9 protein-coding genes are annotated in these 13,372 nt (G+C 48.8%); 4 read left to right on the top strand and 5 right to left on the bottom strand.

The genetic code is table 11. The features are described from left to right. Positions 1-52 precede the first annotated feature (52 nt). Positions 53-1,186, top strand: coding sequence for a hypothetical protein (locus ACI0FR_RS07075; protein ID WP_404905939.1), 1,134 nt, complete (start codon positions 53-55; stop codon positions 1,184-1,186). Between the two features lie 222 nt (positions 1,187-1,408). Here ACI0FR_RS07075 and aspS read toward each other — a convergent pair whose 3' ends face one another. Beyond that, positions 1,409-3,196, bottom strand: coding sequence for an aspartate--tRNA ligase (aspS, locus tag ACI0FR_RS07070; protein ID WP_374830888.1), 1,788 nt, complete (start codon positions 3,194-3,196; stop codon positions 1,409-1,411). Between the two features lie 208 nt (positions 3,197-3,404). On the opposite strand from aspS, the gene rnd reads away from it, so the two are divergent. Next, complete coding sequence (gene rnd / locus ACI0FR_RS07065) at positions 3,405-4,556, top strand: ribonuclease D (RefSeq protein WP_374830886.1); 1,152 nt, start codon at positions 3,405-3,407, stop codon at positions 4,554-4,556. Positions 4,557-4,714: 158 nt separating this feature from the next. Here the strand turns inward: rnd and ppx are convergent, their stop codons facing one another. Together ppx and ACI0FR_RS07055 are read right to left on the bottom strand one after the other, a co-directional pair. Next, positions 4,715-6,250: an exopolyphosphatase gene (gene ppx / locus ACI0FR_RS07060; protein WP_374830884.1), complete on the bottom strand. Its 1,536-nt coding sequence runs from the start codon at positions 6,248-6,250 to the stop codon at positions 4,715-4,717. Further along, a complete protein-coding gene (locus tag ACI0FR_RS07055; protein WP_374831143.1) occupies positions 6,250-8,451 on the bottom strand; it encodes an RNA degradosome polyphosphate kinase in 2,202 nt (733 codons plus the stop codon). Before ACI0FR_RS07055 ends, ppx begins: the two co-directional genes overlap by 1 nt. A 251-nt stretch (positions 8,452-8,702) precedes the next feature. Here ACI0FR_RS07055 and ACI0FR_RS07050 point away from each other — a divergent pair, with 251 nt between their 5' ends. Continuing rightward, positions 8,703-8,957, top strand: coding sequence for a zinc-finger domain-containing protein (locus tag ACI0FR_RS07050; RefSeq protein ID WP_374830882.1), 255 nt, complete (start codon positions 8,703-8,705; stop codon positions 8,955-8,957). Between the two features lie 18 nt (positions 8,958-8,975). Next, on the top strand, positions 8,976-10,184 hold the full coding sequence (locus ACI0FR_RS07045; RefSeq protein ID WP_404905940.1) for an FAD-dependent monooxygenase: 1,209 nt from the start codon (positions 8,976-8,978) through the stop codon (positions 10,182-10,184). A 606-nt stretch (positions 10,185-10,790) separates the two neighbouring features. Here the strand turns inward: ACI0FR_RS07045 and ntrC are convergent. Together ntrC and ACI0FR_RS07035 are read right to left on the bottom strand one after the other, a co-directional pair. Next, on the bottom strand, positions 10,791-12,251 hold the full coding sequence (gene ntrC, locus ACI0FR_RS07040; RefSeq protein WP_404905941.1) for a nitrogen regulation protein NR(I): 1,461 nt from the start codon (positions 12,249-12,251) through the stop codon (positions 10,791-10,793). Beyond that, entirely contained in the window at positions 12,248-13,372 is a 1,125-nt protein-coding gene (locus ACI0FR_RS07035) for a two-component system sensor histidine kinase NtrB (protein WP_404905942.1), read from the bottom strand. Before ACI0FR_RS07035 ends, ntrC begins: the two co-directional genes overlap by 4 nt.

The raw sequence follows: 13,372 nt of genomic DNA, 5'->3' as shown, positions 1-13,372 counted from the left end.
CATAAAAATGAAAATGAAATATTTTATTTCAGCCACAGCAGCATCCCTGCTGATGAGCACTTCAGCATTTGCGCTGGACGCCAATGCAGTCGCTGAACGCATCAAATCTTTATATTCAAAACAGGGCGGCGAAATCAGCTACAGCTCCGTTGAAGGCGATGCTTCAGCTATTCAGTTGCGTGGTGTTAAAGTTTCATTGACCGCATTGCCTGACGAAACTTTCGAAGTCGGCGATGTCACTTTGAAGAATGTTGAAGAAACCAAAGATGGCGGCTACCGCATCGGTGAGCTGCTCATTCCGGACATGACAGCCGATCTTCAGGATGAAGGCAAAAAAACCGGCAAACTGGTCATTGAAGGTGTCAGCTCGACCGGCTTCACCATTCCTTCTGAAAATGCAAAATCCGCTCTCGACAAGATGTCATTTTATGACACAGCAACCATCAAAAAGCTGGAAATCATCGGAGATGAAGATGTCAGCCTGTTGATGGAAGGTATCGATGCCACTTTCAGCAACAAAGACGGTAAAAAAATCGACTATAGCTGGAATGTCGGCCGCATTCACATGAACTTGGAAAATATCGAAAAAGACGGCAGCATGCCTGATTTCGGCATGGACGCCATTGACGCAACCATTACCTCCAATGGTACATGGTTGCCTGAAACCGGCGTTGCCACCCTCGACAAATTTGATGCAGACATCAAAGATCTCGGCAAGCTGTCAATGACCACCGAAATTGGTGGCTATGATCTGGCCTTTGTTGAAGCTGTACAGAAAACACAGGAAGAAATGCTGGAAGCCGGCACAGATGATGCTGCCAGCGGCCTTGCACTTCTCGGCCTTGCCGAACAGCTGACCATCAAAGACATCACCATCCGCTTTGATGACAAGTCACTGACCAACAAACTGTTTGACTTCTACGCAGAACAGCAAGGCACAGAACCGCAGATGCTTCGCGAACAGGCCAAGATGCTGGTGCCTTTGATGGCAATGCAGCTTAATAATCCTGAATTTGCCGAAAGCGTAAAAGTTGCAGCTGAAAAATACTTTGACGATCCAAAATCCTTCACCCTGAAGGCTTCGCCGGACAAAGCTGTTTCGATCGCATCCATTGTTGCAACAGCAACGATTGATCCGACCAAGATCATCCAGCTTCTCAAAGTTTCGATCTCGGCTAACGACTAATCGATCCGTTAGAGCGTGTCGCACTTAATCGCATGCACTGCGCTCGCTCTAACCTTTTATTTTTACGCATGTCTTTACCCCAAAACAGGTACCCAATTTTGGGAAACATGCTCTCTCTAAAAAAACCTCCGCTCACAAGGCGGAGGTTTTTTATAAGCAAAATTATTTAAAAAAATGGCCGCTTTCGCGGCCATTTTATTTTGTAAAATCAGTTATTTACAATCAATTCTTCTGAGCCGGATTGAGACGGATATGCAGATCACGCAGCTGTGCCGGCGTTGCTGGTGCAGGTGCACCCATCAGCAAATCTACAGCCTGCTGGTTCATCGGGAACAGTGCGATTTCGCGCAAGTTCTGCACGCCGCAAAGCAGCATCACAACACGATCGATACCAGCAGCCATACCACCATGCGGAGGTGCGCCATACTGGAACGCACGGTAAAGACCGCCAAAGCGCTCTTCCACATCCTGCTGGCTCAAGCCCACTTTTTCAAAGGCTTTAACCATCACTTCCGGCAGCTGGTTACGGATCGAACCGGAAGCCAGCTCATAACCGTTACAGACCAGATCATACTGGTATGCTTTAATGCTGAGCGGATCTTGGTTTTCCAGCGCATCCAAACCGCCCTGCGGCATGGAGAACGGGTTATGCGCGAAGTCGAGCTTCTTATTGTCCTCGTCCCATTCGTAGAACGGGAAATCGATGATCCAAGCCAGTTCAAAACGATCACGGTCAACGAGGTTCAGTTCTTCACCAGCGCGTGTGCGTGCTGCACCTGCAAAGGAGTAGAACTTGGCAGGATCACCAGCCACGAAGAAGCAGGCATCACCGTCACCAAGCCCCATCTGAACGCGGATCGCTTCAGTGCGTTCCTCGCCGATATTCTTGGCAATCGGGCCCGCGCCTTCCAGCTTGTCGCCTTCTTTGCGCCAGAAGATATAGCCAAGACCCGGCTGACCTTCGCTCTGCGCCCATGAATTCATGCGGTCACAGAATGCACGTGAACCACCGGTTTTCGCAGGAATTGCCCAAACTTCCACTTTCGGATCGTTCGCAATCATATTGGCGAAAACTTTAAAGCCGGAACCGGCAAAGTGTGTCGTCACCTGCTGAATTTCGATCGGGTTACGCAAGTCTGGCTTGTCCGAACCATAGGTGCGGATTGCGTCATCATAAGCAATACGACGGAATTGCTGTGTAACCGGCTTGCCTTCAGCAAATTCTTCGAAAATGCCGCGCATCACAGGTTCCATTGTATCCCAGACTTCTTCCTGAGTTACAAAGCTCATTTCCAGATCGAGCTGGTAGAATTCGCCGTAGAAGCGGTCAGCACGCGGATCTTCATCGCGGAAGCATGGTGCAATCTGGAAATAACGGTCAAAGCCTGCGACCATCAACAGCTGCTTATACTGTTGCGGTGCCTGTGGCAGTGCGTAAAACTCACCTTCATGCAGACGACTTGGCACGAGGAAGTCACGCGCACCTTCCGGTGATGAAGCGGTCAGAATCGGCGTCGAAAATTCGTTGAAGCCGAGTTCGTTCATATGGCGGCGCATGGAAGCAATGATCTTGCTGCGCTTCATCATGTTTTTGTGCAGCGTCTCGCGGCGCAAATCGAGGAAACGATATTTCAGACGAATGTCTTCCGGATAATCTGGCTCACCGAAGACCGGCAATGGCAGCTCTTTGGCAGCGGCCAGAACTTCGATATTAGTGGCGACAATTTCAATGGCACCGGTTGGCAGATTTTCATTCACTGCATCGTCTGCACGAGCAACAACTTCACCGTCCACACGGATAACCCACTCGCCGCGAACTGTTTCAGCGACTTTAAATGCAGGTGATTCAGGATCGGCTACAATCTGGGTCAGACCATAATGATCACGAAGATCGATAAAAAGAATCCCGCCATGGTCTCGGACGCGATGAACCCAGCCGGACAAACGGACGTTGGAACCAACATCCTCTTTACGAAGGGCTGCGCAGGTATGGCTGCGATAAGGGTGCATGATGTCTGCCTTTTAAATATAAAAAACTCTGTGCAGGCAAGAGGCTGCAAATTCAGTCGGACAAGCGCATTTTGGCTCACTTTTGTCAAGTGCGCAGTGCTTATCTTACCTTGTGAAGTTTAGCAGTTTTACCTTATAAAGTGCATAATACACCATTTTTATTCAAACGGGCGCGACAAAGCACTCCGCTTTCTTTATAGAAAATGTCATGACACTGATCACCACTACACAAGACCTCCAAGAGGCAATTGAAACGCTGTCGAAATCTGATTTCGTCACAGTTGATACGGAATTTATCCGTGAAACAACCTTCTGGCCGGAATTGTGCCTGATCCAGATGGCTTCGCCTGATGCGACCGCTCTGGTGGATGCGCTGGCACCCGGCCTTGATCTTAGCTCGTTCTTCAAGCTGATGGGCAATAAAGACATCGTCAAAGTCTTTCATGCCGCGCGCCAGGACATCGAAATCATTTATCATTTAGGCAACCTCATCCCCGAACCGGTGTTTGATTCACAGGTTGCGGCGATGGTTTGCGGCTTTGGTGATGCCATTTCTTATGACGCATTGGTGTCAAAAATTACCGGTGCCCATATTGACAAAACATCACGCTTTACCGATTGGCGCCGCCGCCCGCTGACCGACAAACAGCTAGATTATGCGCTGGCCGATGTCACCCATTTGCGTGATGTTTATCTGTATCTCAAAGAACAGCTCGAAAAAGACGGCCGCAGCGACTGGGTCAAGGAAGAAATGGCGATTTTGACCGCTGTTGGAACCTATGACCTCCATCCGGACGATGCTTGGAAGCGCGTTAAATATCGCGTTCGCAAGCCGATAGAACTGGCAATTTTGAAATCCGTTGCAGCATGGCGTGAACGCGAAGCCCGCGAACGCAATGTACCGCGTGGCCGTATTATCAAAGATGATGCCATCGGCGAAATTGCCCAGCAACAGCCACGTGACCTGGAAGCTTTGGGTCGGTTGCGCACCATTCCAAAAGGCTGGGAACGCTCGGCACAAGGCGCAAGCCTGCTGATTGCAATTCAGGCAGCGCTGGCAATCCCTAAAGAGGAACTGCCTAAATTGCCGAAGCAAACCCATTCGCAGGAAGGTTCAGCCGCTGCCGCCGATCTTCTCAAAGTCCTTTTGAAACTGACGACTGAAAAACACGGTGTAGCCGCCAAGATCGTTGCCAATTCGGATGACATCGACAAGATTGCCAGTGAAGGCGAAAAAGCCAATGTGGCCGCATTGAGCGGTTGGCGTCGGGAAGTTTTTGGTCAAAAAGCAATTGATCTGATTAATGGTAAACTCAGTATCAAATTTGAAAACCGCACCATCACCACGGTTGAAGCTTGATTTAAAATAAGCAATCGGGTCATGAAAAAAGCCGCATCTTGATGCGGCTTTTTCATTAGAGCGCCGTGTGCCAGACTTGACACACAAAGGTCGCTCTAACACTTTAAAATTAGAGTATAATTTTACCTTAAACTTGGATCAGTTTAAGGAATTATGCTCTATTCAGCTTTTTCAAGCTCGACTTCTATTTCAAATGACAGCTTTTTGCCGGTTACTTTCGCCAATTGTTGCAATCTGCCAAGCGGGCGATCCGAGACAAGATCTGCCAGATCAGCCGGCACCATCAGCGCATATTCATCGCCGCTCCCAACCCAATAAAGACGTGGAATAACGCCCGGCATGGATGCAGACAATAGATAAACAACACGCAGCAAAGCGCCAAGCAATCTGGCTCTTTCACGCAGACGCGGTGTTGCAAGTGTCAAAATTTCCGGCGCCAGATCATCATCCACCAAGCCTTCATGGCGGTAATAATTGGCAAGCGCCATGAATGAGCGCCCTGCATGATCAATGCCGCCAAAGGAACTATGCGCGATAATGTTTAAAGCCTGCGAGCCGCGATAATCGGGATGGGCGCGCCAACTGATATCAGCCAACAAACAGGCAGCCTGTCGATAACGCCCCTCGTCTTCGGTTTCATCATAGCCTAGCGAGTTCAGCGAAAGGGTTGTCCAAGCAGCAAGCTCGCGGGCATGACGCGGCGAACGGGAACGCAAAATGGCGAGCTCTTCCGCAGAAGCCAAGAGCGGGTCAAGCCGCTGCTCATTTTTAGGCAAGAGTGAATAAAGATAGCCTTCACGCACACCCAGCGCCGAAAAGACAATCTTTGAAGGTTTCATACGGCGCAGCACTTCCAAAAGCACCGTCGCACCAAAAGCCAGCAATTGACGTCGATTTTTGGAGACGGCTTCAATGCCGCGCATTTTGTCGACATCGCCTTTAGCCACACGCGTTAAAAAAGTCTGCGCTTCTTTCAGCGGAATTTCATAACCATGCATGACATTGAGCGGATATTTTTTCGATGTCATATAAAGCTTGGCAAGGTTACGCCATGTCCCCCCAACCGCATAGAAAATCTGGCCTTGCGCTTTTTTGAGCAAATCAGCTTTGCCCAAATGTGAACGGGCAATTTTGGCGGCCTCTTCCAAATTATCGTTCGACATATCCTGCAAACGCAGGCCACCAAGCGGCAAGGTAATACCGTCACCAATATCATGGCCGCTCACTTGTACCAGTTCCAGTGAACCGCCACCAAAGTCGCCGGTAATGCCATGCGGGTTGTAAAAGCCGGAAATCACACCATCAGCTGAATAGGTTGCTTCTTCCTTGCCGGTTAGCACTTCAATATGGCGGCCGAGGATCGCTTCGGCCTGTGCGATAAAATCCGGCCCGTTTTCTGCTTCTCGCGCCGCAGCCGTTGCAATCGCATGCAATGAAATAGCGCCCGCCTGCTCGGCCAGAGCCCGAAAACGCTTGAGCGCCCTCAAAGCATCCTGCACAGACTTGTCGTTCAACCGTCCGGTTTTGGCCAATCCCTTGCCCAGTCCGCACAGGATTTTTTCGTTGAACAGCACGGTCGGAGAACGCACCACCCCTTCATAAACCACAACGCGGATGGAGTTGGATCCGATATCAATCACAGCAACCGGACGTAAACCTTTAAGGCGCCCTTGAGCAGACGGAGGGTTGGACATTAGCTTTGCGTTCTTTCAGCTTGGGCAGCTTGGGCAGCTTGAACCCTTTTTCGCAGCGCAATCAAGCGCGGTGCAGACGATTTGAGCGACTTGCCACGACCCGACAGGCTCGGATTCGTCATGAAATATTCCTGTGCGTTGAAAGCCACCTCGCCTTCTGCCGTTTCTATCCGGCGTGAGGTCCCATCGGCCAGAAGTTGATAACTTTGCTGATTATCGACAATATTGGCCAGCATGATCTGCGATAAAATCTGCTGATGCACCGTTGCATTGGTAATCGGCACCAAAGTTTCAACGCGGCGATCCAGATTACGCGGCATCATATCGGCCGAGCCGATATAGACGATAGCGTGATCGGAGGGCAGTTCATGACCATTACCAAAGCAGAATATCCGGCTGTGTTCTAAAAAACGACCGACAATAGATTTGGCGCGGATATTCTCAGACAAACCGGGCACGCCCGGACGCAAACAACAAATACCGCGCACAACCAGCTCGATTTGCACATCTGCCGAACTTGCCCGATAAAGCGCATCGATGATTTGCGGATCAACCAGCGCATTCATCTTCATCCAGATTGAACCTTTACGCCCAGCTTTGGCGTGAGCAATCTCATCCTCAATATGTTTGAGGATACGACCGCGCAAAGTCAACGGCGAAATCGCAATCTGCATCTCGTCGGATGGCTGCGTATAACCGGTGATAAAATTGAAAATATTGGCGACATCACCTGCAATCACCGGATCAGAGGTAAAGAACGACAAATCGGTATACACTTTAGCCGTCACAGGGTGATAATTGCCGGTGCCCAAATGCACATAGGTGCGCAATTTCTGATTTTCTCGACGCACCACCAGCGACATTTTGGAGTGTGTTTTCCAATCGATAAAACCAAAAACCACCTGCACACCCGCACGTTCCATATCACGCGCCCAGCGAATATTGGCCTCTTCATCAAATCGGGCTTTCAACTCAACAAGAGCTGTAACAGATTTTCCGGCCTCTGCCGCATCGATTAAAGCGCGGACGATCGGGCTGTCATTGGAGGTACGGTAAAGCGTTTGCTTGATCGCCAAAACATCAGGGTCTTGTGCTGCTTGGCGCAAGAACTGCACCACCACATCAAACGACTCATATGGATGGTGGACGATAATATCTTTTTCACGAATAGCGGCCATGCAATTGCCGCCGTGTTCTCGAATGCGCTCCGGAAAGCGTGGATTATAAGTCACAAATTTTAAGTCATTGCGCGGAACATTAATCAGTTCCGAGATGGTGTTGAGTGCCAGCAAACCTTCCAAAACACTGACGCGCTTTTGCGAAACACCAAGTTCATGACCAACCAAATCGCGTAAATTTTCCGAAATGTCGGAATCAAACTCAATGCGGATCACTTCGCCATGACGACGACGTTTCAGCGCGCTTTCAAACAAACGTACCAGATCTTCCGCCTCTTCCTGCAATTCGATATCGCTGTCACGAATGATGCGGAACGTCCCTGCCTCGTTCACCTCATAACCCGGGAACAACTTACCGATGAACAGGCTGACAGTGTCTTCCAATGTCACGAAGCGGTAGCTTTTCTCAGTTGGCAATTGAATGAAGCGCTTTAGTGCCACCGGCAAACGCAAAAGCGCCGTCATATTGTGTTTGTCTTTTTTGCGCACCAATTGCAGCGCAATGGAAAAGCCCAAATTCGGGATAAACGGAAACGGATGCGCCGGATCAATCGACAATGGAGTGAGAACCGGAAAGATCGTTTCCTGAAAATGGATTTCAAGCCATTTCTGCTCTTTTTTGGTCATCGTATTGGGGCGGACAATCTCGATCTTTTCCGCAAGCAATTCCTGACGCAAGCTTGCCAGACAAACTTGCTGGGCATGCTGTAATTTACCCACTTCGCATAATATAAAATCAAGCTGTTCTTCCGGCGTACGGCCATCGGGCGTACGTGTCACCACACCTTCGCGCACTTGTGCCGCAAGGCCTGCAATGCGCACCATGAAAAACTCGTCCAGATTAGCAGCCGAAATTGAGAGAAAACGCACCCGCTCCAGTAATGGCTGGCATTTGTTGGAGGCCTCTTCCAGCACCCGATGATTGAACTGCAACCAGGAAAACTCCCGGTTTACAAATCTCGCCGGGCTATGTGCCAGTAAGACCGGTTCCTGCGCAACGACGCTTTCAGCAGAATTCACCATGTCCAGCTCCGAATTTTGCATCACTGTCGTATCATTCATGATTTAACCATCCCGTTGCAACCTGATTTGGGTTATGTTTGCAACCTATGGACATTTCATATGACAGTTTTATAGCAAAAATAACAAATAATAGTTAGAAGAGATAAAATCGCTTACCAAAACAAGTCAACCTGGTTGCAGGCGGGTTACAAGCAGGTTACAGGCAAGCAACAGACTTTATCATGACCGTGGTTAAAACAACGGAGCCAGCAATGTCAGATCATATCATCCCTCACTTTCAAAACAGCGACGGCCATCGTGCTATTGAAATCGGTGTTAAGGAATTTATGTGCGTTGGTGCCAATCCGCCATTTGATCATCCGCATGTCTTTATCGATATGGGCGCAGATGCCGAAGCTGTTTGCCCTTATTGCTCGACCCATTATCGCTATAACAACAAGCTTGATGCGACCACCACCATTCCGGCTGGCTGCGCTTATGTAAGCGATGCGGCAAAGGTTGCTTAAACAGCAATATCAATACAAATGACAGACAGTGCAAAACCAACTGTTCTTATTGCCGGTGGCGGCGTTGCCGGCCTAACAGCAGCACTGGCTTTTGCGCATAAAGGTTTTTCCGTTTGTCTTTTTGATAAAGCGGTGGAATTTTCCGAAGTCGGTGCCGGCCTGCAACTGGCACCCAATGCGACAAGGCTGCTTCAGCGCCTTGGCGTGATGGAAAAATTGGCGCTTTCTGCGGTCACACCAAAAGCCCTGCTGCTCTTAGACGGTAAAAGCGCTAAAACATTAACGTCGATGTCTTTGGATGCGGCCACGCATCGATGGGGTGCGCCTTATGTGGTGTGCCACCGTGCCGATTTGCAATCAGCCTTGTTAAGCGCCTGTCAGGAAAATCCCGATATTACCATCAGGCTTGGCTGTGAAGCAGTTCAATTTCAAGAACATGAAAATAGTATCAGCGTTAGCATCCGTGATGGTAACAAAGAGGCCAAAATTGAAGGTGCCCTGCTGCTTGGCTGTGATGGTGTCTGGTCTAAACTGCGCCATCCATTAAAAGCACCGGAATTCAGCGGCCATATTGCCTGGCGTTTATCGGTTGATAAAGCAGCGCTGCCGCAAAGTTTTTCAAAAGCCATCAATCAACAAACTGCGGTCTCTGCATGGCTTGGCGCAGATCGTCATTTCATCGCCTATCCGGTTAAAGCAGGTAGTGCCTATAATTTTGTCGCCATTACGCGCGGTCAGGTCAGCGATAAAAGCTGGGACAAAGTTGGCGACCATCAAAAACTCATCACAGAATATCAAAACTGGCATCCGGCCATTCGCGATATTATTGCACAAAATATACAATGGACTTACTGGCCGCTTTTCCAAATGGCAGAACCGCATTTTGTCATCAGCAACCGTTTTGTACTGCTGGGTGACGCGTCCCATGCCGTCACCCCATTTGCCGCCCAAGGCGCTGCAATGGCGATTGAAGATGCCTTCAGTCTTGCGGCTCATTTATCACCAGATCAAAAACAGTGGCCGCTAGCGCTTAAAACTTATAATGCCACGCGATTGAAACGCATAGAAGCTGTCGCCAAACGCGGCGCATTCAATAAATTTGTTTATAATGCCAGCGGGCCTATAGCCCTTGCGCGCAATCTGGTTTTCAAATTGCGCTCCCCGGAAAGCCTGCTTAGCGATCTTGATTGGCTCTATGCTTATAAAGCTGATCAACTATTTGAATAAACACAATTTAAGCGAATGCTAATATCTTGTGCATAAGCCGCATCATAGTTTAATCATGTCTAAAATGTGACACTACTAAAGATTTTCCGTGACAAACATGAAAATGTGGGCTAATTTCTAAATACAACTGAGGGAGTAGAACAAACTACTCTTACTACGCGGTCAAAGTCTTGGGAGGATTGATCTAGGCGCGGTCATCGCAGCCGCCGGAAACGGATACAGATCGGGCGCGAATTTAATAGCAAGGCGAAAGCCTTGCTTTTTTTTATTCAAATTCCGCCGAAGCGATATTTTAAACTCATGCAATACGTGCATTGCAAAATGAGGTAAATGTACAATCTCCTTATTTAACAAGGAGTTACACATAAACCTCTTAATGACACTGTTTTTATAGGATTATCAAAAACAAAACGCAACCCCAAAATGGAGCTTTGCGTTGATAAGTTTGTTTTTTGTAATTTTATTGCGCGTACCTATACAAAGCTTAGCAGAGTTGCAAACAGCAGCGCTCTAAATAGTGATGGAATCATAAGGATGACGTTCGACTCATTTTAAAAGAATGATTCTCTTCAGAAGAGCCGCTTTGTAGAAAAAACGCTTTTTGAATTATTCAGCTCCGTTTTCACGATAAATATCGATATCCAGATCACGAATTTTTTTCCGCAATGTATTGCGGTTAAGCCCGAGCACCTCTGCCGCTTTGATTTGATTACCGCGGGTCGCAGTCAAACAGGCAGCAATCAACGGACGCTCCAGCTCTTCCAAAACACGTTGATAAAGTCCGCTTTCCGGTAAGCCATCATCAAAGAAAGCCTGCATATGCCGCTCTAAAAGTTCGGAAAAATTGACCGCTCCGGTGTCCCCGTCAAATGCAGCAATACCCTGCCCCGCAACACCTGCGCTCAGTTCCGCCTTAATCACATCTTCGCCGATTTCATTTTGCGGATAAAGCACGCTTAGACGGCGCACCAGGTTTTCCAATTCGCGTACATTGCCGGGCCAATTGTGCTTTTGCAGCAAGGTCATAGCTTGAGAAGATATCTGCTTTTCTTCGAGATTTTGCGTGCGTCCGAGCCGGAAAAAATGCCGGATCAAATCAGGAATATCGTCTCGCCGCTCGCGCAGGCTCGGTACTTTTAGCGGCACCACATTCAGCCGGTAATAAAGATCTTCTCGAAAAAGATTACAGCTCATCAAATGCAGCAAATTCTGATTGGTCGCTGCCACAATGCGTACATTGGTTTTAATCGGCTTGTGCCCGCCGACAGACGTATATTCACCCTGCTGCAACACGCGTAACAAACGCGTTTGCGCCTCCATCGGCATATCGCCGATTTCATCCAAAAACAATGTACCGCCTTCCGCTTGTTCAAAACGGCCGCTGGCACGCTGAAAAGCTCCGGTAAATGCCCCTTTTTCATGGCCAAACAACTCGGATTCAATCAAATCGCGCGGAATGGCCGCCATATTAACCGCCACAAAAGGCGCTTTGGAACGCCGGCCAAAATCATGCAGTGCACGTGCAATCAGTTCCTTGCCCGTGCCTGACTCACCGGTAATTAAAACCGTCAAATCGGACGGCATCATCCGCGCCACAACACGGTAAACCTCCTGCATGGCTTGGGAGCGCCCCACCAGCGGCATTTGTTCAGCGGCTTCATCATTTGCATCAGCGCTCAGTTTTTGCGCCTTCATTGCCAATGCGCGCTCGACCACCTGCAATAATTCGTTCAAATCAAAAGGCTTTGGCAAATATTCATAAGCACCGGCTTCATTCGCCTGCACCGCCGTCATGAAGGTATTTTGTGCACTCATCACCACAATCGGCAAATCAGGCCGCAAAGTTTTAATGCGCGGGATAACATCAAACACGTTTTCATCCGGCATCACCACATCGGTGATCACCAAATCTCCCTCACCGGCCAGCATTAATTGCCACAGTGCATCGGCGTTCTCTGCCAGTAAAACGCGGTAACCGGCACGGGTCAGAGCATGGTTTAAAACTGTCCGGATCGCACCGTCATCATCTGCAACAATGATTGTATTCAGATGATCTTTATCACTCATTTTTGCCCCTCACTGCGCTGATTTTTGATGTTTTCACCTGTCCACATCGGCATTAAAATACGAAAAATAGTGCGTCCGCTCTGGCTGTCGCATTCAATCACGCCACCATGGTCTCCCACGATTTTTGCAACCAGCGCCAGCCCCAAGCCAGACCCGTTGGTTTTGCCGGTAATAAACGGATCAAACAAATGCGGCATCATATCAGCAGGCACACCGCCACCATTATCAGTGACGCTGAATTCCAATGGCAATGCAACTCTGGGAGCAATTTTCTGGTGCTTTTGCATCTCCACAAAATGCAACCCTGGCTTATAAGTGCTTCTTAAAATAATCTCGCCGTCACCACGTTTACCAATGGCTTCAGCTGCATTTTTAACGAGATTGAGAATCACTTGTACTAACTGATCGTGATTGGCAAAAACCGGTGGCAGCGAAGGATCATAATCCTCATTAAAATGAATATGCTTGGCAAAGCCGTGCACCGCCAATGAGCGCACATGGCTGAGAATATTATGAATATTGACCGGCGCTTTTTCCACCGGCCGTTCGTCGGAGAAAACCTCCATCCGGTCAACAAGTTTGACAATCCGGTCAGCTTCGTCGCGGATGAGAACGGCCAGCGCCTGATCATCCGACTCTACCACTGTTTCGAGCAATTGCGCGGCACCACGGATACCTGACAGCGGGTTTTTAATTTCATGCGCCAACATCGAAGCCAAACCAGTGACCGATTGGGCAGCACCCCGATAAGACAATTGCCGCTCGATCTTTTCAGCCAGTGTTTTCTCTTTAAAAACAAGCAGCATATGCATCGGCATTTCGGCCAGCGGACGCATGTAAATATCGCTAATTTTATCATCACCCAAACGTGGGCAGGATAAATCAAGCCGGTTTTCCTGTAATGGCACATCACGCGCACGCGATTGCGCCACCATCGACATCAATGGAGAGCCAACAGGTAAAAGCTGTGCCAATTCCTGACGGCGCAGCATCGTCACACTGCTTTTGAAAAAACCCTCTGCCTCCTGATTGGCATAAATAATATGATCTTGCCCATCGAGCACCAAGATCGCCTGATTAAGATTATCAAGAACAAGCAGGCTTAAAGGAACAGTGTCCAT

Origin of the sequence: Paenochrobactrum sp. BZR 201-1 (assembly GCF_044987585.2) — a bacterium.
In the GTDB taxonomy this organism is placed as follows: domain Bacteria; phylum Pseudomonadota; class Alphaproteobacteria; order Rhizobiales; family Rhizobiaceae; genus Paenochrobactrum; species Paenochrobactrum pullorum.
Note: the sequence above shows the minus strand (reverse complement) of the source record. Positions and strands in the feature narration are given on the sequence as shown.